This is a genomic window from Acinetobacter sp. YH12049, from assembly GCF_013419875.1.
Classification (GTDB): Bacteria; Pseudomonadota; Gammaproteobacteria; order Pseudomonadales; family Moraxellaceae; genus Acinetobacter; species Acinetobacter amyesii.
The window spans coordinates 93,040-117,248 of record NZ_VOZH01000007.1 but is presented as its reverse complement, the minus strand read 5'-3'; the positions used below and the strand labels follow the sequence as shown (position 1 = coordinate 117,248).

18 protein-coding genes and 2 rRNA genes are annotated in these 24,209 nt (G+C 42.8%); 13 read left to right on the top strand and 7 right to left on the bottom strand.

Annotated features, from left to right (window positions below; translation table 11 throughout):
• The 6 genes from FTU05_RS04730 to FTU05_RS04705 form a co-directional block, all read left to right on the top strand.
• Positions 1-108: ribosomal RNA gene (locus FTU05_RS04730) — 23S ribosomal RNA — on the top strand; the annotation flags it as partial.
• 176 nt (positions 109-284) lie between these two features.
• Positions 285-399, top strand: a 5S ribosomal RNA gene (rrf, locus tag FTU05_RS04725).
• Positions 400-560: 161 nt separating this feature from the next.
• Entirely contained in the window at positions 561-1,760 is a 1,200-nt protein-coding gene (locus FTU05_RS04720) for an MFS transporter (RefSeq protein ID WP_180109407.1), read from the top strand.
• A gap of 315 nt (positions 1,761-2,075) precedes the next feature.
• Entirely contained in the window at positions 2,076-2,906 is an 831-nt protein-coding gene (locus FTU05_RS04715; RefSeq protein ID WP_180164379.1) for a M48 family metallopeptidase, read from the top strand.
• A 229-nt stretch (positions 2,907-3,135) separates the two neighbouring features.
• Complete coding sequence (locus FTU05_RS04710; protein ID WP_180109409.1) at positions 3,136-5,547, top strand: YgiQ family radical SAM protein; 2,412 nt, start codon at positions 3,136-3,138, stop codon at positions 5,545-5,547.
• A gap of 434 nt (positions 5,548-5,981) precedes the next feature.
• The gene (locus FTU05_RS04705; protein ID WP_078189487.1) at positions 5,982-6,524 is read left to right on the top strand and encodes a DUF2726 domain-containing protein; all 543 of its coding nucleotides are present in this window, start codon (positions 5,982-5,984) and stop codon (positions 6,522-6,524) included.
• An 81-nt stretch (positions 6,525-6,605) separates the two neighbouring features.
• Here FTU05_RS04705 and FTU05_RS04700 read toward each other — a convergent pair whose 3' ends face one another.
• From FTU05_RS04700 to mdtD, 6 genes are all read right to left on the bottom strand, one after another.
• A complete protein-coding gene (locus FTU05_RS04700) occupies positions 6,606-6,962 on the bottom strand; it encodes a RidA family protein (protein WP_180109410.1) in 357 nt (118 codons plus the stop codon).
• Positions 6,963-6,991: 29 nt separating this feature from the next.
• Positions 6,992-8,308, bottom strand: a complete 1,317-nt coding sequence (shiA, locus tag FTU05_RS04695; protein ID WP_180105651.1) for a shikimate transporter — start codon at positions 8,306-8,308, stop codon at positions 6,992-6,994.
• Between the two features lie 235 nt (positions 8,309-8,543).
• Complete coding sequence (gene dinB, locus FTU05_RS04690) at positions 8,544-9,599, bottom strand: DNA polymerase IV (RefSeq protein WP_180164377.1); 1,056 nt, start codon at positions 9,597-9,599, stop codon at positions 8,544-8,546.
• Between the two features lie 63 nt (positions 9,600-9,662).
• Positions 9,663-10,676: an MBL fold metallo-hydrolase gene (locus FTU05_RS04685; protein ID WP_180164375.1), complete on the bottom strand. Its 1,014-nt coding sequence runs from the start codon at positions 10,674-10,676 to the stop codon at positions 9,663-9,665.
• 59 nt (positions 10,677-10,735) lie between these two features.
• Complete coding sequence (locus FTU05_RS04680) at positions 10,736-11,521, bottom strand: GH25 family lysozyme (RefSeq protein ID WP_180005210.1); 786 nt, start codon at positions 11,519-11,521, stop codon at positions 10,736-10,738.
• Between the two features lie 77 nt (positions 11,522-11,598).
• Positions 11,599-12,993, bottom strand: a complete 1,395-nt coding sequence (mdtD, locus tag FTU05_RS04675; protein WP_180164373.1) for a multidrug transporter subunit MdtD — start codon at positions 12,991-12,993, stop codon at positions 11,599-11,601.
• A 174-nt stretch (positions 12,994-13,167) separates the two neighbouring features.
• Here mdtD and FTU05_RS04670 point away from each other — a divergent pair, with 174 nt between their 5' ends.
• Positions 13,168-15,072 carry a choice-of-anchor I family protein gene (locus FTU05_RS04670; RefSeq protein WP_180164371.1) on the top strand — a complete coding sequence of 635 codons (1,905 nt, stop codon included), beginning with the start codon at positions 13,168-13,170 and terminating at the stop codon, positions 15,070-15,072.
• Between the two features lie 157 nt (positions 15,073-15,229).
• A complete protein-coding gene (locus FTU05_RS04665) occupies positions 15,230-16,195 on the top strand; it encodes a hypothetical protein (protein WP_078189479.1) in 966 nt (321 codons plus the stop codon).
• 86 nt (positions 16,196-16,281) lie between these two features.
• On the opposite strand, the gene FTU05_RS04660 is transcribed toward FTU05_RS04665, so the two are convergent.
• Positions 16,282-16,902, bottom strand: coding sequence for a TIGR00730 family Rossman fold protein (locus FTU05_RS04660; RefSeq protein WP_218953241.1), 621 nt, complete (start codon positions 16,900-16,902; stop codon positions 16,282-16,284).
• 320 nt (positions 16,903-17,222) lie between these two features.
• Between FTU05_RS04660 and FTU05_RS04655 the strand changes: the two genes are divergently transcribed.
• The 5 genes from FTU05_RS04655 (at position 17,223) to parC (ending at position 24,202) form a co-directional block, all read left to right on the top strand.
• Entirely contained in the window at positions 17,223-18,794 is a 1,572-nt protein-coding gene (locus tag FTU05_RS04655) for a TerC family protein (RefSeq protein ID WP_180022085.1), read from the top strand.
• Between the two features lie 389 nt (positions 18,795-19,183).
• On the top strand, positions 19,184-19,651 hold the full coding sequence (locus tag FTU05_RS04650) for a YchJ family protein (protein ID WP_180022084.1): 468 nt from the start codon (positions 19,184-19,186) through the stop codon (positions 19,649-19,651).
• Between the two features lie 59 nt (positions 19,652-19,710).
• The gene (locus FTU05_RS04645; RefSeq protein ID WP_078189475.1) at positions 19,711-20,355 is read left to right on the top strand and encodes a trimeric intracellular cation channel family protein; all 645 of its coding nucleotides are present in this window, start codon (positions 19,711-19,713) and stop codon (positions 20,353-20,355) included.
• Positions 20,356-20,499: 144 nt separating this feature from the next.
• Positions 20,500-21,819, top strand: coding sequence for an MFS transporter (locus FTU05_RS04640; protein ID WP_078189474.1), 1,320 nt, complete (start codon positions 20,500-20,502; stop codon positions 21,817-21,819).
• Between the two features lie 163 nt (positions 21,820-21,982).
• On the top strand, positions 21,983-24,202 hold the full coding sequence (parC, locus tag FTU05_RS04635) for a DNA topoisomerase IV subunit A (RefSeq protein WP_180005204.1): 2,220 nt from the start codon (positions 21,983-21,985) through the stop codon (positions 24,200-24,202).
• Positions 24,203-24,209 lie beyond the last annotated feature (7 nt).

Genomic DNA, 24,209 nt, shown 5'->3' with positions numbered 1-24,209 from the left:
TTATGTCCACTAAAGAGCCGTTGAAGACTACGACGTTGATAGGTTGGATGTGGAAGTGCGGTGACGCATGAAGCTGACCAATACTAATTGCTCGTGAGGCTTGACTATACAACACCCAAACAGTTGTATGTAAAGCATCAATTGATTCACATATAATCAATCAAACTTGATTTAGTTAACGCTTAAGAACAAAATATGCAACTTAGATATGATCTGTTAATAACTCATTTGACCAAGCAACGGCACTGAAAAGATAAGACCAAATGCAAAGTCATAACAGTTGTGCTGGCGACAATAGCAAGAGTGAACCACCTGATCCCTTCCCGAACTCAGAAGTGAAACCTCTTAGCGCTGATGGTAGTGTGGGGTTACCCATGTGAGAGTAAGTCATCGCCAGCTCATTATTCGAAACACCCCCTGAGATATCAGGGGGTGTTTTTTTATGTGTGATGAAAAGGGAGGGAATGGGGAGAAAATAAAGAATTCTTCATTCATTTTTATGTGATTTTTAAATTAAAGGCAGAAAGGCGTATACTATCCTTGTCATTGATGGAAAGCTCATGTCTGATTTAGCCTCAAATTCTCCATATATTGAATATGGCACACGGCCATTTCTTGCCATTTTATTTTCTTTATTTTTAGCTGGCTTCGCAATTTTTTCATCGTTGTATTGTGTACAACCGATGATGCCCATCTTTGCGAATTTCTTTCATGTCAGTCCGACACATAGCAGCTTTCCTTTATCTTTTTCTACCATTGCCTTAGCGATTGGGCTGCTATTCACTGGTTTGATTTCAGATCGATTCGGTCGTAAGCCTGTGATGGTCACCGCTTTATTTTTGGCAGCGTCACTTTCAATCATTAGTTCTATATTTCCACTTTGGGAAATATTTTTATTGAATCGCGTGCTGATCGGATTAAGTGTGAGCGGTGTTGCTGCAGTTGCAATGACTTATATAGGTGAAGAAATTGAGCAAAAAGATATAGGCTTTGCAATGGGCCTGTATATATCGGGTACTGCGATTGGAGGAATGGGTGGTCGTCTCATTGCCGGGGTATTGATTGATTATATTAGTTGGCAAAATGCCATGATGATTATTGGAATCATTAACCTATGTATAGCCACAGCATTCTTTTTATTACTTCCGGCATCTCAACATTTTCAAGCTTACCCCATTCGTTTCAACCGATTTTATGAATCTTTCGTTAAAAATTTAGCAGATCCAAAGCTGAGAATTTTATTCCTTCAAGGCTTTATCCTCATGGGATGTTTTGTCTCTATATTTAACTATATGAGCTACCACCTATTAGAAGAACCTTATCAACTTTCTCAAACTTGGATTGGGCTAATTTCAATAGCTTATTTGGCAGGAATATATAGTTCACCTCGGGCTGCAAGTTGGGGGAAACGCTTTGGACGGGCAAAAGTTTTACCTTCGATGCTGATCATGATGCTGTTGGGGTTGTTGATCATGCTCATTCCGGCATTTTGGTCAGTCATTTTGGGGCTGATTATATTCACTTTTGCTTTTTTTGCAGCGCATTCCACGGCAAGTAGTTGGGTATCAGTTCAATCCCTGCAGTACCGTGCCGTAGGTTCATCTCTGTATTTATTTTGCTACTACTTAGGTTCTAGTATCTTGGGTAGTAGTAGTGGTTTGGTTTGGGAAATGTCTGGTTGGATGGGGTTGACGAGCTTTATTGCTGTTATTTTGATGATCGGTTTATTTTTAGCAATACAATTGAATAAATTAAAATAGAAATATGTGAATAAGCTATTATTTAATATTCGTTTTACATCTATTTTTTAATATAAATAACGCTATAAAAATGGCGGAATTTACTATTTTTATGATTATACAACTTTGGTCTAATATTTCTTTTAAAAGGTGCCTCATAATAATGAAACGCATCACAATATAATAAATAAAATATTTTTGGTTATCATTTTTAAAATTTATTATATTTTTAAGTCATTGATATTTAATGTTTATGTGTATTTTATGAATGTTTTTGCATTTATTTTTAGTTGGAAATATAAATAGATCATCATTAGTTTTAAACTGAAGGTGATTATGAAAAATATAACTATTTTAATGATGGCTTTGGTTTTTATCTTAATTTCAGCTTGTGCAAATACCACGAATTTAGGGACAGCAGGTGCAGAGCGTAAACAGTTTTTTATCGTTCCTCAAAAGTTATTAACTAAACAGGCGGATAGAACCTATCAACAATTTATTCATCAAGCGAAAGACAAGCAACTTTTGATCATAGATCCGAAATTGGATCAAATTTTAAATAAACTCAAGCAAAATGCGGAGTTTTACCGCCATGGTTCGAGTCAATGGGATTGGCAAGTCAGTGGGAATCTCAATAAAGATTTAAATGCACATGGTTTCCCGAGTGGGAAAATTGTTATTAACACGGGTTTGTATTGGAGTCTAAAGCTGACTGAAGATGAATTGGCATTTGTGATGGCGCATGAAATGGCACATGCATTGCGTGATCATCATCGTGAGAAGATTTCCTTGCTGTTTGCTAGTCAGGTGGCGATGATTTCTTCAACTGCAGGTATCGGCGCGCTTGCTACTGCGGCCAGTAGTGTGACTGGGCAAGCTGTTTTTTTGCCTAAAGTTTCAAAATTTGAACTGGAAGCAGATGTCCTTGCACTTGATCTGATGTCGAAAGCGGGTTTTGATCCAAATGCAGCATTGAGTTTTTGGCAGAAATATCAGCAGGAAACGACACGCCGTCAAATGCTTGATGTAAAACCATTAATGACTCAAGACAGTATAGATAAGCGTAAGATTTATATTGAAAAATATTTACCTGAAATGCACATTCAATTTCAACAGGCGCAGGCTTTAATGTTGAATAAAAATGCGATAACTCATGGCACATTCTAGGTTGATTTAAACTAAAGCAAAGTTACAAATGATTTATTTAAATCTTGTTTTATAGTCGTGCTACAGCACGATTACATCTGATGTCTATATAAAACAATTCAATGATTCTGTAGCTGTTGTATAAATTATAATCAAGCATGATGAATGGAATTCATGGTAAAATGATCGGCTTTCATCTTCTTTGATCTTTTTTCAGATCATTCCATCTGCCAGCCGAGAATTGCTAGCCATGTCTACTGCTTATACTATGCAGACTGCGCCAAAAGCGTTGTTTGATTACGACAAATATTGGGCGTCTTGTTTTGACCCTGCGCCATTTTTGCCGATGTCACGCGAAGAAATGGATCAACTCGGTTGGGATAGCTGCGACTTTATTTTGGTTTGCGGTGATGCCTATATTGACCATCCATCATTCTGCTCAGGCATTATTGGTCGTACTTTAGAAGCGCAAGGCTTCCGTGTCGGTATTATTGCACAGCCGGATTGGACAGATGTTGAAGCTTTCCGTGTGTTAGGTAAGCCGAATATCGCTTGGGGCGTGACTGCCGGCAACATGGATTCTATGATCAACCGCTATACGGCAGACCGTAAAATCCGTTCGGATGATGCGTATTCTCCAGATAATCAACCGAATAAACGTCCAGACCGTGCAGCAACGGTATATTGCCAGCGTGTGCGTGAAGCATATCCAGATGTGCCTGTATTATTGGGCGGTATTGAAGCCTCGCTGCGCCGTATTGCGCATTATGATTATTGGTCAGATAAAGTCCGCCGTTCAGTATTGATGGACTCGAAAGCCGACCTATTGATGTATGGTAATGGTGAACGTTCAATCACGGAAATCATGCATCGTTTGGCCCGTGGTGAAAAAATCCAAGAGATTACGGATGTCCGCGGTACCGCATTTATTGTGAATAAAAATAACCGGGCTTCAAAAGCGAAGTTTGTTGAAATCGCATCAAATGATGTCGATGCGATTGGCCGTGTCGATCCGATCATTAACCCGTACGTGATGACTGAAGACCTTGAAGGCTGTGAAATCGAGAAAGGCAAAGACAGCGTTACGCAATATCAGGGCTTCCAAAAAGAGGCGGTAGCAAATCCGATTGTTCGTGAAGGCGATAATTTAGACGCCGACACGCAAATCGTGCAGCTGCAACCTGCATCAAAAGCCATTAAGCATAAATTGCCGCCGCGTGAATTGGCGGTGATTCGTTTGCCTGCCTATGAAGATGTGGCGAATGATCCTGTGCTGTATGCACATGCCAACCGTATTTTGCATTTGGAAACCAATCCGGGCAATGCGCGCGCGATGGTACAAAAGCATGGTGAACGTGATGTCTGGTTAAATCCACCGCCGATTCCATTGACTACAGAGGAAATGGATTATGTGTTTGACTTGCCGTATGCACGTCTGCCGCATCCAGCTTATGGTGAAGCGCGTTTTCCTGCTTTTGACATGATTAAGTTCTCTGTAAACATTATGCGTGGCTGTTTTGGCGGCTGTACCTTCTGCTCAATTACAGAGCATGAAGGGCGTATCATTCAAAACCGTTCTGAAGAATCGATTTTGCGTGAAGTTGAAAAAATTCGTGATACCGCACCGGGATTTACTGGGATCATTTCTGACTTAGGCGGCCCAACGGCCAATATGTACCGTTTGGCATGTAAAGATCCTGAGATTGAAAAGAACTGCCGTAAGCCGTCGTGTGTATTCCCGGGTGTATGTCAAAACTTACATACCGATCATGCACCTTTAACGCAGTTATACCGTAAAGCACGTTCATTGCCGGGGATTAAAAAGATTCTGATCGGTTCTGGTTTACGCTATGACCTTGCGGTGTTAAACCCAGAATATGTCAAAGAATTGGTGACACATCACGTCGGCGGTTACCTGAAGATTGCGCCTGAACATACCGAAAAAGGTCCATTATCGAAGATGATGAAACCGGGGATCGGGACCTATGACCGTTTCAAACAAATGTTTGATCGTTTCAGTAAGGAAGCAGGGAAAGAGCAGTATCTCATTCCTTACTTTATTGCAGCGCATCCGGGTACGACGGACTATGACATGATGAACTTAGCGATTTGGCTGAAGAAGAATGGTTTCCGTGCCGATCAGGTGCAAACCTTCTATCCATCACCAATGGCGACTGCAACGACCATGTATTACACCGGTAAAAACCCGCTGGCTAAAGTGGCGCGTTATACCGAAAATGTCGATATCGTGAAAGGTGAAAAACGCCGCCGTTTGCATAAAGCCTTCTTGCGTTATCATGATCCAAACAACTGGCCATTGCTACGTGAAGCGCTCAAAGAAATGGGGCGTCAGGATCTGATCGGGAACTCAAAACAGCATTTGATTCCGACGTATCAGCCTGCGGGTAGTGCTGAGGGCCAATACCAATCTGCACGTAAAAAGAACTCAAGCATTGCGGGTGATTCACAAAAACGTACAGGCGAACAAGGTAATCGGACGAAGGCTGCTCAATCGCGTCCTTCAAATACCAAGAAGCGTCCTGAGCGCGGTCAAATCTTGACGCAGCATACTGGTCTGCCGCCGCGTGAAACGGGTGAAGCGAAAAAACCTTTTGGCGGTTCGAAACCCAAAGGAAAATCGAAGCCTAAATCACGCGCTTAAAATGATGAAATAAAAAAAGACACTTCGGTGTCTTTTTTTATGGCTGATATGCTCGGCAGCATCAGACAGTTTGCATTTTTATATGTTGTTACAAGCTCAATGCCATATGTGCGTCGGTTATCTCAATGAAATACGAGCAAAATTTGACAGCTTATCGGAATTGTCAGACAGTGAGAGGAAATGCACTTGCTGTCGTTTTAGCGAATGATCTAAAGTATCAATATATAGCAATGGATGCTATTACTCTGAACGAAGTGGCATGTGATGTTTGACGCTTTAAGTTTGCAACTTTTTGTCAGTTTAAATACGTATTGTGTGAAAGTTAGAGTTATTTTTTTTAATAGGAAATTAAAAAAATAATACTGGTTGTATACTTCGTATTCATAAGAAGTATGTCAAAAACCAAAAATATAAGAAATATAAAGGATTATGAGATGACTATATACATAGTAATAGGGAGTATTTTACTCTTCTGTGTGCTCATAATGGCTTGGAAAAGTTTAGAAGGTGATTCTAAGCAACAAGATAGCGCATTGAAACAACGTGCTATTTTCAACATTAATGAGCAATTAACCTACACGCGTTTAAAAGAAATTTTGCCTAAGCATACAATCCTTGCGCATGTGTCTTTTGATGCACTGTTGACCACGAAATATTATCGGACGCGGAACAAGTATCGAAATATGGTGGCGGACTTTGTTGTCCTCGATGAACAGCACCAAATCTTAGCGATCGTCGCTTTAGATGATCCAATGGTACTCAAACGGATGCAGCAGTCGCAATATCAAGATGCTTTGCTCGCTTTGGCAGGCTATCGTGTCATTCGTTATGATGATGTGCCTGAGTACGTTCAATTACGCGAAGATTTCTTAAATGAGCAGCGTGTACAAGCGCCATTTGTACCGGTTAATGATTTGAAAAAATATCATTTATATTCAGATTTGGAACGTAAAAAGATCAAAATTATTGGATCTTAGGGATTCAAAGAGCAAAGCCTTTTGCAAAAAAAAGCGTGTCTTTAGACATGCTTTTTTTTAATGGTTATTTAGGCTTAATGATTATTCAGGCTTAACGGCTACGACGGTTAATTCTACCAGTACACGCGGGTCGTATAATTTGGCTTCAACACAAGTTCTGGGTAATGCTTCAATGTCTGACACCCACGCATCCCATACTTCATTAAATGCTGCATAATCCTGTTCAATATCTTTCAGATAAATGGTCACTGACATAATCTGGCTTTTATCTGTACCGGCATCTGCAAGGAACTGATCAATAAGCTCAAATGTTTGCTGTGTTTGTCCTTTGATGTCTAAATCAAGGTCTGTTGCCAATTGACCTGCTAAATGGACCAATTGACCTGAAATAGCGATTTCGGAAAAGCGTTTTGAAACATGCAGGCGTTGGATGGTCATGCGGAATATCCTGAAAGCAAAAAGGTCACTTAATCTTGAGTTTTAGGCATTGTAGCTGCAACTAAGGCCGTCAATAAACAGCCGACAGCAAGGTAAATTGCCACATAATGCCATGAACCATCACCCCAAATCACCAAAGCTGCTGCAATCATTGGGGTAAAGCCACCACCGATAATACTGGCCACTTGATAGCCGACACCTGCGCCACTGTAGCGATAGGCGGTACCAAACAAGGAGGTAAAAATCGGCTGGTGTACACTCACCACCATATCATGGGCAATATTGGCAAGGAAAATTGCACCGACAATAATCAGCCAAGTATTTTGAGCATCAAGGGCCATGAAGAATGGAAAGGCAGAAAGCGCACCAATCAATCCACCCAGAACACACATTTTACGATGATCAAATCGATCTGCTAGCCACGCAAAGAGGGGAATGCTGAAGCAGCTAATGGCACCAACCATTAAGGTGATATTGAGGAAGAACTGTTTGTCCATGCCCAATTGAGCGGTGGAATAATTCAGTGCAAAGTTCGTCACCAAATACATGGTGAGTAACTCGGTCAGGCGCAGCGCAATAATGTAGAAAAAGGCTTTTGGGTGTTGGCTAATCGCTTGCAGAATCGGTAATTTTTGTAGCGTTTGTTGAGCTTTGACCACATTGTCGACGAATTCTTGTGATTCGTCTTGATCACGTCGAATCCACATCGCGATAGCCAGCAAGATAATACTGGCAATAAAGGGAATTCGCCATGCCCAATCAGCAAAAGCATCTTCGCCCAAAGTGGCAATAATCAAAGACACAGCGCCTGTTGCAAGAACAAGTCCTACGCCATAGCCAATTTGTACACCACTGCTGTAAAAGGCTTTTTTGCCTTTCGGGGCATTTTCTACAGCCATCAGGGCAGCGCCGCCCCATTCTCCACCAACCGCAAAACCCTGTATTGCTCGAAGTGTCACGAGCAGGATCGGGGCCCACCAACCGATGGCCGCAAAATTGGGTAATAAACCAATGCCGACCGTCGAAATACCCATCAGGATGACGGTGAGCACCAACATTTTCTTACGACCCAGCTTGTCACCAAAATGTCCAAACACAATGCCGCCTAAGGGGCGGAACAAGAAGCCAACGCCAAAGGTCGCCAAGGCAGCAAGTGTGCCCATATTGTTGCCAATACTGGGGAAAAACTGATCTTTGAAAATGAGTGCGGCAACAATGCCATAAAGTAAAAAATCGTACCAATCGACTACGGCACCAATGAAGCTACTTAATGCGGCTTTACGAGCGCGTTGTTCTTGATTTTGTGAAATATTTTGAGGATTTGGAGCAGATTTTTCAGAAGGCATACAGCGGGGTATTCCATGATTGACAACAGAGTTGCCCTGTAATATTCGGATTTGATCGTCACGCCAATCACAGGACAGCATGCTGAAAGTAAAGGTGATTTTCAGCATCTCAGCGCATACACGGATAATGTAGTGCGCTGATAGAGTACTCTAATTTTAGGCTTTGTGAATAGCTAATTGCTTTAATTTTGTTCTTCTGCCTAAATCTTAAGCAAATACGATCTTCTTGAAGTTTTTAGAGCAGCGAAAGTTGTGCTTCTTGGTTTTGCGCACTTAATTGATAGACCCCTACGCCAATCAGGCGAAATTGATCTTCCTCAGAAATATGCATTTCATGCAGTAATTGCTGTAACACCTGCGCAAGGTCTTCACGATGATTCAGTGACGTTTTAAAACTCTTACTGTGCTGTAGCACTTGGAAATTCTTCAGTTTTAATTTGGCCGATACACCACGTGCGCTTAACTGCTTTTTTTCTAAACTAGACCAAACTTGGTCAATCAGTTTGGGCCAATAGGGCCGACATTGGCTCAGGGTGAGATCATCATCAAAAGTGGTTTCTTTGGAAATCTGTTGACGCTCGCGGCTAGATTGGACCGGTCGTTCATCAATGCCTTGTGCATACAGATAGAGTTGCCGTCCATATTTACCGAAATGATGAATCAGAACGGCTTCTTCAATTTGTTGTAAATCACCTAATGTATTGAGTTGCATGGCTTTTAATTTTTCTTGAGTGACTTTTCCCACGCCAGGAATTTTTTTCAGTGCCAAGTCATGGATGAAATGCAGAACTTGTGAAGGTTTGATAATACAAATGCCATTGGGTTTGTTCCAATCAGAAGCGACTTTAGCCAAAAATTTGTTGGGCGCGACACCTGCGGAGGCAGTTAAACCAGTGCTTTGTAAAATCTCTGCCTGAATTCGCATAGCGACTTCGGTGGCGCTCGGGATGTGTTGTAAATTTTCTGTGACGTCCAAATAAGCTTCGTCTAAAGATAGTGGTTCAATCTGCGACGTATAGCGTTGAAAAATGGCATGAATTTGTGCCGAAACGGCACGATATTTTTCAAAATTAGGTTCAATCACCACGACCTGTGGGCAGAGTTTACGGGCCTGTGCCATCGACATTGCAGAGCGTAAACCAAACTCACGTGCAGGATAGGACGCGGCACAGATGACTGCACGAGGGTGATGTGAAGACACAACAACAGGAAGCTGCTTGAGTTCTGGACGTTCCCGCAGCTCTACAGATGCAAAAAATGCATCCATGTCGATATGTATGATTTTCCTCATGCCTAGTTAGATCAGTGCCTAAAAATTGAATGTCAGTATCGCACAGTCAATCCATCGCTTTCCTCAATTTTTTAACTCGAACGACACAGGTTGACTGAGTAAAACCACCTTGGTGTTTTGAGTTGCTGCCGACTGTATTAATAGATTTAGGCTTTGAGGGGTGTCATCGGCAAAGCGGGGCAAAAATTCGAGCTCTGGATTCAGTGGTTTGAAAAAATTATCCCAATGAATTGGAATCACGGTGCTGGGTTGAAGAGTCGCTAAGGTTTCTTTGAAATATTGCTGTTGAAATGCTGCCGTTTGCTTGGAAAGCTGGGCGATGCCTAAAAATAAGGTATCGACTTTTAGTTTTTGCAACAGTTTGGGCACAGCACCTGTACTGGCTTTGACTAAACTGTAATGCGGCCCATGTTGGATGAGATAGTCATATGATCCACCTTCTTTAAACTGACTAAAATGTGCAGGGAGTTGCAATGGCTGTGAAATTTGTTCCCCCAAATCATCATTAACGGCCGTTGGCGGAGTATGTTGCGCGGGGATCGCAGTAATGGTGAATTTACCGATTTGCATCGGTTGCCAAGCTTGAACTTCGTGTAGTTGTGATTCATTGATTGGCATCGCCCGTGCGATATTTAAGGTGCTTTTAGAGCCGACAATCATGGCCTTGGGGAGTTGGTGGGCCAACATTGGAATATCGAGCGCATGATCATAATGTGAATGAGTCACGAAAATAGCACGTGTACGTTTTAAGTCGTATTGGTCGATATAGCTTTTTAATAAAGGCTGATCACTTTGAATCTGAGTGAATATGGTCTGACTAAGCGATGGACGAGTAAAGAAGCCATCGATGAGGATTTGCTCTTGGCCATCGTCAAAAAGTAAGGTGGAAACGCCAAAGAATTTGACGTGATAGGGCGCCGCTGAGTGAGTATCTGTAGTGCTTTGTGCGGGATGTTGATAATGCCACGTTTTAAACGCTGCCAAGGTCCCTGAAGGTTGGATCAAATATGCCAATATCCCGATGGCGAGGATCATAAAGACTGAAAATATAATAAGAAAAGTTTTTAAAATACGCATCCTGCGACTCAGTTTTCATGGATTATTTGCTTCGATGTTGTCCTGAGTCGGAGAATAAATCAACGGGGTTTGATCGGGGAAACGCCATTTTTGTCTAAAAAATCAGTCCATGCCTTGGCATCACCTGAAAATACATTTAAATCGACAGTGGTCGAGATACCTTGAATTTGTCCTTGATTGGTATGTTGCCAAATCAGCCATTTCGGATTGTTTTTTAGATCGGGTGGGCCTTTATATTCACGGACCCACAGCGGCGTCTGTTTAAACTCGCCAGCTAAGACAATATTATAAAAAGACTTCGAGGTATAAAAAATCGGTTGTTTGCCATAATGGTGGTGCAAGCGATCATGCATATAAGTGATTTCTTTGAGTAACTGCTCTTTGCTGTAGGTGTTAATGCAGTTGGTGTCATATTCCAAATCAATCACTGGGGGAAGGGCATCGGCTTTTTTCGGCACGGAAGCAATAAAATTTTCTGCCTGAATCCTGCCATCACGGCACAGACGGTAAAAATGATAGGCCCCAACTAAAAAGCCGTTTTCCCGCGCTTGCAGCCAGTTATCTTGAAATTTCCGATCTTTAAAATCACCACCTTCTGTGGCTTTGAGATAAACGAATTGGTATTTTTTAGGTGAAATTTTTGACCATTGAATATCTTTTTGATGATGGGAAACATCAAAACCTTTGACGGGATATTCTTCTGCAGATGCAGGGCGATGCGGCATAACGGCTAAATAACCCAGTCCTGCCACCACCAAGACGCCGCTGATAGCGCTGAGTGCAATAATCGGGCTGTATTTTTTGAGTGAACTTTTTGTGGTACGTGATTTGGCTTTTTTAGGCATGAAAATGTATCCAAGTATCTCTTTTATCATAACCCTTTAATGGCTGAACTGTCATAGATTTGCCCGATGACACGGATTTAGACATCCACATGTTTAGGAATCTGCCAAAAAATCGCTGCGGTAATCAGGTTAATGCAGCCGAGTAAAATCAAGGTGCTATGGAATGCTGTTTCGATTTGTGCAGCACCATCATAATAGGCCGTAAACACGTTGACTAAAGTCCCAGCCAAAGCCACACCGATACTCATCGACACCATCATAATCATCGACAAGAAACTGTTGCCACTGCTGGCATCTTGTTGGGGTAAATCTTTGAGGGTTAAGGTATTCATCGAAACGAATTGCAGCGAATTTAAAATACCAAAAATAAAAAAGTGTAAGGCACGTAACCACGTGGGGGTCTCAGCCGTAGAGAGCGCAAAACTGCAAATACAAGCGCCGACCAAGAAGGTATTTACCAATAACACTTTGCGATAGCCAAAGCGTTGAATAATTTGACGAATAATCGGTTTAGATGCCAATGAGCCGAGTACAGTCGGTATCATCAATAACCCTGTGATAAATGGCTCAAAGCCAAAAGCCACTTGTAGCATTAAGGGAATCAAAAATGGCATGGCATTGCCGCCAAGGCGGGCAAAGAAGTTGCCGATAATGCCGATGGCATAGATCCGATTTTGAAATAATTTACTGCGAAACAGCGCATTGGCGTGGGTATGTGCATGAAAGGCATAGATCAAACTGGCGATGATCCCCGCAGCGACTAATAGCAGGCTCCACCATAGCGGCAGATGCGGGCTAGCAAAGTTTTCAATGCCTAACGATAAACCCACCATGGCGATGACCAATAAGAAAAAACCCATAAAGTCGAAGCGTTGTACGCTCGGTTCGGTCACATTGGGCATGGCTTTAAAGGTAATAAGTACTCCTAACAGTCCCATTGGAATGTTTATTAAAAAGATCCAATGCCATGTTGCGACTTCCACCATCCAACCGCCAAGGGTAGGACCAATTAAGGGGCCCATTAAACCAGCAAGGCTCATCAGACTCATAGCCGATAAAAACTGTGTCCGAGGAATCACTTTGAGCATCGCCAAACGCCCAACAGGCAGCAGTAATGCGCCACCTATACCTTGAATTACCCGATAAACCAGCAGCTCATTCAGGCTATTGGCCATGCCGCAGCCTAGCGATGCTAACGTAAAAATAATAATGGCTGTGAAATACGTATTTCGTACACCAAAACGATCGGCCAACCAACCACTTAAAGGAATACACGCCGCAACGGACAAGACATAGGCCACGACCACACTATGCATTTGTAGCGGGTCTTCGCCCAAACTTCTTGCCATCGCTGGGATTGCTGTATTGACGATGGTCGTATCCAGCCCTTGCATAAAAAAGCCAATAGAGACCAATAGCACTAGAAGTCTAAATTCGGGTTGTAAAGCCTGATGCGTTGGCGTGCTATTCATAAGTCAATAAAGCTGAGATTTTTAAACAGTTTAAATGAATATTGCCATTCGGATGTAGTAAAAGCTTTGCATAATTGAGCCAAAAAATTGCAAGAAAAATGCAATGAAAGTTTCATCTCTATGCAACCTAATGTTTATAAATTGGTCATATTTAAATAAAAGACGAATGAAAACATGAAACTACAAATTTCGGCGCTGATGTGTGCCATGTTGTCTGTGGGGCTAGTGGCGTGTAATGACAGCAATGATGATGCGCAAGTGCAAACACCTCCTCCAGTGGTCGAAGAAGTCACGCCAAACACTATCGTGTTGGAACAGATTGGGCGTTATGAATCGGGTATTTTTGGCGCGAGTGCAGCAGAAATTCCTGCTTATGATGCTCAAAGTCAGCGCGTATTTGTGGTCAATGCCAAAGCTGGTGTGGTTGATGTACTGGATTTAAAACAACCAGCACAGCCTACATATTTACAATCTTTAGATGCTAAAAAATATTTGGCCGATTCTGAGGTGAACAGCGTTGCTGTACACAATGGCATCGTGGCACTCGCGGTGCAAGCGGCCGATAAAACGCAGCCGGGCATCGTGGCCTTTTTTAAAGCACAAGATTTAAGTTTTATCAGTCAGGTCGAGGTTGGGGCTTTGCCAGACATGCTGACCTTTAGCCCAGATGGCAAAAAAGTATTGGTCGCTAATGAAGGCGAACCAAATGAAGGTTATGCAGTCGACCCTGAAGGTTCAGTCAGTATTATTGATCTAACTCAGATTGAAAAGCCAACGGCGAAATTGGTGGATTTCCGTGCGTGGAATGCTCGTAAACAAGAGCTAATTGATGCTGGCGTTCGCATTTTTGGACCCGACACCGCACAATATGCCGATGTGAAGACGCAAGGTGTACAAACCACGAGTGTGGCTCAAGACCTAGAACCTGAGTACATTGCGGTGAGCCAAGATGGTCAAACGGCATGGGTGAGCTTACAAGAGAACAATGCGATTGCCGTGCTCGATCTAGTGAAAGCGGAATTTATTGATATCTTTCCGATGGGCTATAAAGATCACAGCTTGCCTGAAAATGCACTCGATGGCAGTGATCGTGATTGTGTGGTTGGTGCGACGGACAGCGTAGGCCGTCAGGTCGAGAGCTGTGCAAAAGATGCAGGGATGATCAATATTCAGGCATGGCCTGAGCTGTATGGTATGTATATGCCTGATGCCATTGCACATTATCAAGCGGATGGAAAAAGTTATTTGGTCACTGCCAATGAAGGCGATGCCCGAGAGTGGTTAAAAGACGAAACGCAGTATTTTACGGGCGATGATTTAAGCCAAGGCTATACCGAAGAAATTCGAGTTAAGCATCTGTTTAAAAAAGCCGGTTTTGATGCAAAAGGGGATTATGCAGCCCATTTACGTCATTTGGTGCCTGGTGTCGTTGGTGCAAAACTCGATCCGAGCGTCTTTAAAGCTTGTACCACCACAGCGTCGACAGAAATTTGTGCGGATAACTTGATCAAAGATGCACAGATTGGCCGTTTAACCATCAGTTGGACACAAGGTTTTAAACGTGATGCTGCCGGAAAACCTGTATTGGAAGACGGTAAGTTGGTTTATGACAAACTGTATACCTATGGTGGGCGCTCGTTCAGTATCGTCGATCCAATCAGTCGAAAAATTGTTTGGGATTCGGGCAGTGAGTTCGAACGCAAAATTGCTGAATTGTTCCCAGCCCAATTTAATAGTAATCATGAAGCCTTTAAATTTGATGACCGCAGTGACAATAAAGGCCCTGAACCTGAAGGCATCACACTGGGTAAAATTGGTCAAAAAACCTATGCTTTTATCGGACTAGAGCGAGCTAGCGGGATCATGGTGTATGACATCACACAGCCGCAACAGGCGAAATTTGTTCAGTATTTTAATACACGGGATATTGCGCAAACCGATATAACTAAGCAGGGCGATTTAGGGCCCGAAGGTCTGATTTTTATTGCGGCCAAAGATTCACCTAATGCTCAACCTTTGTTGGTGGTTGGAAATGAAGTGAGCGGTAGCACGGCGGTTTATCAGATTAAATTGAAATAATTAAAGTTTAAAGCAATTGTTTTATTTGAGGTTTTTATTTTAGTGTCGAGAAAAGCACGGCACGAAATTGTATGAACGCCAGATAAACTGTCATAATGCGCTCAAGTCCTTCATTTATTGGAGGGCTTTTTCTTTATGGCAAAGGTGTTTTGTTTTTATGACAATCGAAATTCTGATGGTCATAGGCTTCTGTCTCGCGGCCTATTCTATTGTCGGTAATGATGTGCCACAGACATTGGGAACCTTTATTTCATCCAATGCGCATCGCCCTTGGTGGCTGTTGTGGATCTATGTCAGCAGTATTCTAGCCATTGTATTGGTTTATGGTTGGTACAGTTCTGGCGTGGGGGATGCATCTTATGGTCGTTTAGAAACGATTCCATTTCCCGCAGAAGGGGTCACGTGGCTCTATATTGTGCCACCGATCTTACTGATCATTTTGACTCGCTACGGAATCCCGGTCAGCACCACATTCTTAGTGTTAACGATTTTCTCTCCGAGTAGTCTTGGCTCGATGTTAACCAAGTCCATGATGGGTTATGCGGTAGCTTTTGTTGTTGCGATTATTGTTTATCGTTTTGTGATTAAAGGCATCTCGGTTTATTTCAGTAAAACACGTGATGAAACACCCTCGAATATTTGGGTGGGACTACAGTGGGTTTCGACGGCATTTTTATGGAGTCAGTGGCTGATTCAGGATTTGGCCAATATTTTTGTCTACGTCCCTCGTCAGGTGCCGCTGGAGTTCCTGATTTTTGCAATTGTGGTGTTTATCGTACTGCTTGGGATCATTTTGTACCAACGTGGTGGGGCGATTCAGGGCATTATCGACACCAAAACGGGTGTGGCTGATATCCGCTCGGCAACCATTATCGACTTTATGTATGCCTTGATTTTATTGGTGTTCAAAGAGTGGAGTAATATTCCAATGAGTACCACTTGGGTGTTCTTGGGCTTACTTGCAGGACGTGAATTTGCCATGTCCATGCATTTACATGAAGTGAATAAATATCGAACTTCACGAAATGTCAGCAAAGATGCGATGAAGTTGATGCTTGGTTTATTGATGAGTATTTTCTTAGCGACAACATTGCCATGGTTCTATCGTGTGGTGTCGGGTTAAGTCGGCACGATCTCGATTTGAATTAGGACATCGAGCAATAAAAAAAGGGGAATAATTTATTCCCCTTTTTGACATCTAAAATACAGTTAAACCACGAAATTTTTCGGGCAATCTAAATTTTTCAGTGCACTAAAGATCTGCTTCGAAGAATTACATACGATCAGTTTGGCACGATGCTGCGGCGGCAAGAAACCTTCAGCGACCGCATGGTCTAATTGTGCAATCAGTGCATCATAGAAGCCATTGACGTTATAAAGCATCATCGGCTTTTGGTGTTGATTCAACTGTCCCCAAGTGGCGATTTCTAAAATTTCTTCGAATGTGCCGAGACCACCGGGCAGGGCAACAAAGGCACTGGCACGTTCTGCCATCATGGCTTTACGCTCATGCATACTGCGCACGACGTGTAATTCAGTCAAATGATTATGTGCAATTTCATAATCCAACATAAACTCAGGAATCACACCAACGGCTTCGCCGCCATGTTCGACCACAGCGTCAGCGACTTGACCCATCAGGCCAATACTGGCGCCACCATAGACCAGACCAAAACCATGTTCAGCCAAGCCTTGCGCCAACGCGATGGCTTTTTCTTGATAAATTTGATTGTTTCCAGAGCGGGAGCCGCAATACAGTGCGATTAAAGGTTGTGTTGTAGCAGGAGAAGGATTACCACGTTTTTCTGTCATTTTTAATCCGCTATTCATTACGTTTTAATTTTACCTTAGCATGTTATTTTTTATGACACTACATTGGCAGCTAAATATGACAATTTAATGTCATCACTGGGTTTAAATTCTTCCATACTGAGATTGTACTTTGGTAAAAAAGGGTGAATTTTTACCTTAACTTGCTATACTTAAAACTTCATTTCAAGCTAAAGAACCGTCATGGGTAGTGGTTGTTGTCACTCAGCACACATCAAAATATTAGAAAGAACGCCATTAAAAGCGTTTGCGCATGTCCAATGCATATCATCTTCAAATCAGCATGATCCACGTGTGAATAACATTCAGGAGATACAACCATGATCTTTGAATGGATGTCCGATCCTTCTGCATGGGTGGGTTTATTGACACTGGTGGTGCTTGAGATTGTTTTAGGTATCGATAACCTGGTTTTTATTGCGATTCTTGCGGAAAAATTACCGCCAGAACAGCGTAATACCGCACGGATTGTCGGCTTATTGCTTGCACTGTGTATGCGATTGGTCTTACTGGCCTCAATTGCATGGGTGGTGACTCTAACCAATCCACTGTTCCATATTTTCGACCATCCATTCTCCGGTCGAGACCTAATCTTACTGTTTGGTGGGGTGTTCTTGCTATTTAAAGGCACCATGGAACTGCGTGAACGTCTTGAAAACAAGCCTATGCTCAAGGAAGAAAATCCTGTGCATGCGACGTTTTGGATGGTGATTGTGCAGATTGTGGTGCTCGATGCTGTGTTCTCGCTCGACAGCGTGATTACCGCTGTCGGGATGGTGAAACACCTGTCAGTCATGATGATTGCGGTCATTATTGCTGTCGGCATCATGCTGTGGGCATCTAAGCCTCTGATGAACTTCGTGAACCGTCATCCAACGGTAGTGATTCTGTGCCTGTGTTTCTTGATGATGATCGGTTTCTCGCTCTTAGTCGAAGGCTTTGGTTTCCATATTCCAAAAGGCTACTTATATGCAGCCATTGGTTTCTCCGTACTGATTGAGTTTTTGAACCAAACCATGCGTCATAATCAGGAAAAAATGGTGACAACCACAGACTTACGTTATCGCACAGCCTCAGCGGTGATGCGTATGCTTGGTGGGAGAAATGTTGCAGACAATCAAAATGAAAATGAAGATGTGCTTGCAACACGTGCCTTTGCCGATGAAGTCTTTGATGAAGACAACGGGGTTTACCACAGTGTCATGGTACAAGGGGTACTGGGTTTATCTGAACGTCCAGTGAAGTCAGTGATGACACCTCGTCCTGAACTAGAATGGATTGACTTGGATGAAGCGCCTGAGGCGATTCGTGCTCAATTACTCAGTACCACGCATTCACGTTTGATTGTGGCACACGGCGAGTTAGACAATATCGCGGGTGCGGTACTGACTCATAAAGTCATGAATGACTATATTGAAACAGGCGTACTTGATTTTGAAAAGCATCTCCGTGAGCCTGTAGTGGTGCATGAAAATGCACAAGTCTTGATGGTGATGGAACAACTGCGTCAAGCGCCGTTGCAAATGGCCTTGGTGTTGAACGAATACGGTTCAATTGAAGGGATTGCAACACCAATTGATGTCTTAGAAGCGATTGCTGGTGAGTTTCCCGATGAAGATGAACCGGAGACAGCAGCAGAAAGTCTCGATGATGGTTCATTGTTACTCGATGGCTCAACTGACATTCGTCATGTGTCTTTATTGTTGGGTCGTGACTTGGTGGATGATGCTGAACAGTATTCGACATTGTCCGGATATATCTTATTTCATTTGGGCCGTTTACCAGCCAATGGTGAAAAATTCAAAGCGGATGAACACATCTTTGAAGTGGTCACAATGGATGGTCATAAGATCGAAAAAGTGCATGTCATTCCCATGCCAACTGAAGATTAAGTTGCGTATCGGGGGGTAATCTATATAGATCACTGATGTTACGCACGTAAAAGTAATTACGCATTTTTAAAATGATTTTTAAGTCTATTCGACGGAGTCTTACATCTAGGGTTTAAATAAAGGGATTAGCCTTCGGCTGGAGGTACTTTTGTTTCGGCAAAAGTACCCAAAACCATTGTCATCCGCAAAACTCGTTCACTACCGTCAAATTATTCAAAGCATTGCAAAAACATTTTTGATTAGAAGTAGTCCTGTCTCAAACACTTGCGGATGACCTTACCGTGTATCATTCTTTTATTTGAATCGATACGGATCTACTGATGAAAATTGTGTGGAAAGATCCGTTAAAATAGCCTGCATTGTCAGGCTATTTTTTTATGGAAACAAACATGTCACAAGTCCAGTGTCCGTGTGGCAAAGGTGAATATGGTAGCTGTTGTCAGCCCTTACATACGGGGCGTGAAAATGCACAGACTGCAGAGCAGTTGATGCGTTCACGTTATAGTGCTTTTGCACTGCATAAGATTGATTATATTGTACAAACAACTGCGTTTGGACAGCAGCAAGCCTTGGATGTCAGTGCCATTGCAGCGTGGAGTCAGGCCAATCAGTGGTTAAAACTTGAGGTGGTACAGGCTCAAGAAAAACTCGATAAAAACCATGCTCAAGTTGAATTTAAAGCCCATTATCACGATGGGCAGCAAGCGCAGGTACATCATGAAATTTCACACTTTGTGAAGTTCGAGCAGCGCTGGTATTTCCTTGATCCGACCACAGAGATGCAAATCACCATGAAGCAGCCCTGTATTTGTGGTTCTGGACGAAAATTTAAACAATGTTGTGCGCAATTTTTATAACATTTGAGCAGATTTAGCTTAGAATAGCGCGCATCTCAACCCTCAGTGGAAGAAGGGCGATGTTACTTACCGTTATTTATATTATCGCAATCACGGCAGAAGCAATGACAGGTGCATTGTCTGCGGGTCGGCGGAGTATGGACTGGTTTGGGGTAACATTGATTGCCTGTGTCACGGCACTGGGGGGCGGTTCGGTTCGTGATGTGCTACTTGGGCACTATCCACTGACATGGGTTAAGCATCCCGAATACCTCATGCTGACCTGCTTTGCTGCATTTGTCACCATCCTGATTGCAAAGTGGATGCGTCATCTTCGTAATATCTTCTTAGTTCTCGATGCCCTTGGTCTCATTGGCTTTACCATTATTGGCTGTCAAATCGCTTTAGAAATGGGACATGGTTTTGTGGTTTCTGCGGTAGCAGGGGTACTAACGGGCGTCTCTGGCGGTATTTTACGAGACATCCTTTGTAACGATGTCCCGCTGGTGTTCCGTCGTGAACTTTATGCCAGTATTTCTTTTGTGTCCGTGATTTGTTATTGGCTCTGCATTGAGATTGGCTTATCGCTAGAATTGACCGTCATTGCGACGCTCATTTTCGGTTTCACCTTACGTCTGATCGCCATTTACTTTGGCTTAGAAATGCCTAAATTTATTTATAAAGATGATGATGATCAGTCGGTATCTTCAAAAGATTTGTCATAGCCGCGTTGCTATAACATCACATTAAAATGCTGAAAAGACGGATCAATGGTCGGTCTTTTGCATGGATCTATACTAAAAAACGCAAAATCATACATCCTGTTGGGAAAGCAGTGTTCATCCTTCCACCAGTTCAGAGATCTTGTTATGGACTTAGTCTCACGTATACAACGCTTACCCATCGGTAAGTTTCACTACACTTTACTTTGGGTTATTGGCCTTGGCTGGATGTTTGATGCCATGGATACGGGACTCATTTCCTTTATCTTAGCGAAAATGGCTGAAGATTGGGCCATGACGCCAAATGATAAAAGTTGGGTGGTTTCGATTGGTTTTGTTGGGATGGCGATCGGCGCGGTGTTTTCTGGAGGACTGGCAGATCGCTTCGGCCGAAAAACAGTCTTTGCATGGACATTGGTGATTTATAGCTTAGCCACCGCTGCATGTGCGTTTGCACCTAATCTAACTTGGTTGTTGGTATTTCGTTTTATTGTCGGCTTAGGTTTAGGTGGACAACTCCCAGTCGCGGTGACTTTGGTCAGTGAATATATTCCAGCGCATGTGCGTGGCCGTTTTATTGTCTTACTAGAAAGTTTTTGGGGACTGGGCTGGTTGGTTGCAGCGTTGGTCTCACGCTTTATTATTCCTGATTTTGGTTGGCATGCAGCGTTCCTGATTGGCGGTATTCCTGCGTTATATGCGATCGTGATTTGGAAAATGGTGCCCGAATCGGTGCCTTATTTAATCAACCGTGGACGTTTTGATGAAGCACATGCATTGGTGAAAAAGATTGAAGCCAAATGTGGTGTAGAAGTTGTTGAAATCTTTGAAGTCAAACCAGTTGCAGAAAAGCACAACATCAGTTTTTCACAGCTTTGGTCAGGCATTTTTGCACGTCGTACTTTAATGCTTTGGCTCATTTGGTTCGGTATCGTTTTTTCTTACTACGGTATTTTTACGTGGTTACCAAGTTTATTGGTCAAAGAAGGCTACACCATTGTTCAATCCTTTGAATATGTCTTGGTCATGATTTTGGCACAATTGCCGGGTTATATTGCAGCGGCATGGTTGGTCGAAAAATTGGGTCGTAAAGCTACTTTGGCGGGCTTCATTGGGATGTGTGCCATTTCGGCATATTTCTTCGGTCAGTCTGGCAGTGTGACAGAGATTGTGATTTGGGGCTGTTTAATGTCCTTCTTTAATCTCGGTGCTTGGGGCGTACTTTATACCTATACACCAGAACAATATCCGGCCAATATTCGTGCCTTTGGTTCGGGCTGGGCGGGTGCCATTGGTCGGATTGGGGGCATTGCAGCACCTTTTGCCGTGACACATATGATGGATATGGATCATGGTTTTAGCTATGTCTTTATGATGTTTACAGCAGTCTTAATTGCAGTTGCCGTGGTGATTTTGGTTTTAGGTGAAGAAACTAAGGGCAAAACTTTAGAATCCATCGGTCTATAAAGACTGTTGAATTTTTAGTTGATCATGGTGAATAAAATGGATATTTTTACGCCATAAGACACAATTTGTCGCAGAGTGTTAGATCATCCCCTTGTATAGGGGACACCTGCGACATAGCATAAGAACCCAATAAAGAACGAACAATTTAGGATTACAGGTTGTTATGACAAGCCTTGCGCATCATGCGACAGAAAACCGTTCCGTAGCAGAATTTACCGAACAAGCATATCTCAACTACGCCATGTACGTGATTATGGATCGTGCATTGCCACATATCAGTGATGGTTTAAAACCCGTTCAGCGTCGTATCGTTTATGCGATGAGCGAGCTCGGGTTAAAGCCAACGGGTAAGCCAAAAAAATCTGCACGTACGGTTGGTGATGTACTGGGTAAATACCATCCTCACGGTGACTTAGCTTGTTATGAAGCCATGGTCCTCATGGCGCAGCCGTTTAGTTATCGCTATCCATTTATTGAAGGTCAGGGAAACTGGGGCTCACCAGATGATCCGAAATCCTTCGCAGCGATGCGATATACCGAAGCAAAACTGTCTGCGTATAGTGATTTATTATTGTCTGAGTTAGGACAAGGAACCTGTGATTGGCAGGATAACTTTGATGGTTCGATGAAAGAGCCAGTGAATTTACCGGCACGTGTTCCGAATATTTTACTCAACGGCACAACGGGTATTGCTGTGGGTATGGCAACGGATATTCCACCGCATAACTTACGTGAAGTGGTGAAGGGCACCATCGCCTTAATTCGCAATCCAAACTTAACCGATGAGAAAGTCGCAGAATATATTCCTGCACCTGATTTGCCGACACGTGCGGAAATTATTACCTCTCCAGAAGAATTACTCAAAATACAAACCACGGGTCGCGGTAGTTATCGAACTCGTGCGGTGTACAGCATTGAGAAAAATGAAATCGTGATTACGGAGCTGCCGTATCAGGTTTCAGGTTCAAAAGTGATCACGCAGATTGCAGATCAAATGCAGGCGAAGAAGTTGCCATTGGTCACGGATTTACGTGATGAGTCAGATCATAAAAACCCAACACGTTTAGTGATTGTCCTGCGCTCGAATCGTATTGATGCTGAATCGGTGATGAGTCATTTATTTGCAACCACTGACTTAGAGTCGAGCTATCGTGTCAATATGAACATGATTGGCGCTGACGGTCGTCCGCAAGTGAAATCGATCCGCCGTATTTTGTTGGAATGGATCGAAATCCGTAAAAATACCGTGACACGTCGTTTGACTTATCATCTGAATAAAATTGAAAAACGGTTACATATACTTGCAGGCTTGATCATTGCCTATCTGAATATTGATGAAGTGATTCGTATTATTCGCGAAGAAGATCAGCCTAAACCGGTGTTGATGACGCATTTTAATATCGATGAAATTCAAGCCGAAGCGATTTTAGAACTCAAGTTACGTCATTTGGCAAAACTTGAAGAAATGGAAATGCGCCGTGAACAAGAAGAATTGGAAGCCAAAGCTGCCATTATTCGTGAACAATTGGCGAATCCTGAATCATTAAAAGCCTTGATCATTAATGAACTGAAAGAAGATGCGAAGAAATTTGGTGATGACCGCCGTTCTCCAATTGTGAAACGTGCAGAAGCCCATGCGATTAATGAACAAGATATGCTTCCTGCAGATCCTGTGACTGTGGTGTTGTCTGAAGCGGGTTGGATTCGCTCGGCGAAAGGTCATGAAGTCGATGCTGAGAACTTAAATTTCCGTGCAGGTGACCAATATCTCAGCCATGCGCAAGGTAAATCAAATCAACGTGTGTATGTATTAGATGATGCCGGTCGTAGCTATGCTTTGGGCATCAATACCTTGCCATCTGCGCGTGGTTTAGGTGAGCCTCTGAGTTCTAAGCTTGCACCTGCAAGTGGTGTTGGCTTTAAACAAGTGTTTATTGCTGAAGATGAAACAGAAGTCTTGGCAATGAGCAGTAAAGGCTATGGCTTTAAAACCCAAGCGAAAAATCTCGATACCAATGCCAAAGCGGGTAAAGCCTTCCTTAGCTTGTCTGAAGGGGCGGCGGTTATGAATTTAACGGCAATTGAGAATGCAACACATCTTGCACTCCTCAGTTCTGCGGGGCGTTTGCTGTTGGTTGAGCTTGATGAATTACCAGTGCTGAATAAGGGTAAAGGTAATAAATTGATACAACTTGAGGCAAAAGATCAAATTGTATCCATGACAACTTTGAATTTAGATGAAATAATTCAAGTGCTTGCAGGTAATCAACAATTAAAGCTTAAAGGCGACGATCTGCAAAAATATGTGGGCAAACGCGCATCGAAAGGCGTGTTGTTACCACGTGGATATCAAAAAGCAAATAAACTGTTCATTCAAAGATAATACTAGC

Coding starts and splice junctions, on each gene's coding strand:
- FTU05_RS04645 (WP_078189475.1), top strand. CDS start 19,711: ATGTTACTTACCGTTATTTATATTATCGCAATCACGGCAGAAGCAATG.
- FTU05_RS04685 (WP_180164375.1), bottom strand. CDS start 10,676: ATGCGTATTTTAAAAACTTTTCTTATTATATTTTCAGTCTTTATGATC.
- FTU05_RS04710 (WP_180109409.1), top strand. CDS start 3,136: ATGTCTACTGCTTATACTATGCAGACTGCGCCAAAAGCGTTGTTTGAT.
- FTU05_RS04680 (WP_180005210.1), bottom strand. CDS start 11,521: ATGCCTAAAAAAGCCAAATCACGTACCACAAAAAGTTCACTCAAAAAA.
- parC (WP_180005204.1), top strand. CDS start 21,983: ATGACAAGCCTTGCGCATCATGCGACAGAAAACCGTTCCGTAGCAGAA.
- dinB (WP_180164377.1), bottom strand. CDS start 9,599: ATGAGGAAAATCATACATATCGACATGGATGCATTTTTTGCATCTGTA.
- FTU05_RS04655 (WP_180022085.1), top strand. CDS start 17,223: ATGATCTTTGAATGGATGTCCGATCCTTCTGCATGGGTGGGTTTATTG.
- FTU05_RS04665 (WP_078189479.1), top strand. CDS start 15,230: ATGACAATCGAAATTCTGATGGTCATAGGCTTCTGTCTCGCGGCCTAT.
- FTU05_RS04670 (WP_180164371.1), top strand. CDS start 13,168: ATGAAACTACAAATTTCGGCGCTGATGTGTGCCATGTTGTCTGTGGGG.
- mdtD (WP_180164373.1), bottom strand. CDS start 12,993: ATGAATAGCACGCCAACGCATCAGGCTTTACAACCCGAATTTAGACTT.
- FTU05_RS04650 (WP_180022084.1), top strand. CDS start 19,184: ATGTCACAAGTCCAGTGTCCGTGTGGCAAAGGTGAATATGGTAGCTGT.
- shiA (WP_180105651.1), bottom strand. CDS start 8,308: ATGCCTTCTGAAAAATCTGCTCCAAATCCTCAAAATATTTCACAAAAT.
- FTU05_RS04660 (WP_218953241.1), bottom strand. CDS start 16,902: ATGAATAGCGGATTAAAAATGACAGAAAAACGTGGTAATCCTTCTCCT.
- FTU05_RS04715 (WP_180164379.1), top strand. CDS start 2,076: ATGAAAAATATAACTATTTTAATGATGGCTTTGGTTTTTATCTTAATT.
- FTU05_RS04705 (WP_078189487.1), top strand. CDS start 5,982: ATGACTATATACATAGTAATAGGGAGTATTTTACTCTTCTGTGTGCTC.
- FTU05_RS04720 (WP_180109407.1), top strand. CDS start 561: ATGTCTGATTTAGCCTCAAATTCTCCATATATTGAATATGGCACACGG.
- FTU05_RS04640 (WP_078189474.1), top strand. CDS start 20,500: ATGGACTTAGTCTCACGTATACAACGCTTACCCATCGGTAAGTTTCAC.
- FTU05_RS04700 (WP_180109410.1), bottom strand. CDS start 6,962: ATGACCATCCAACGCCTGCATGTTTCAAAACGCTTTTCCGAAATCGCT.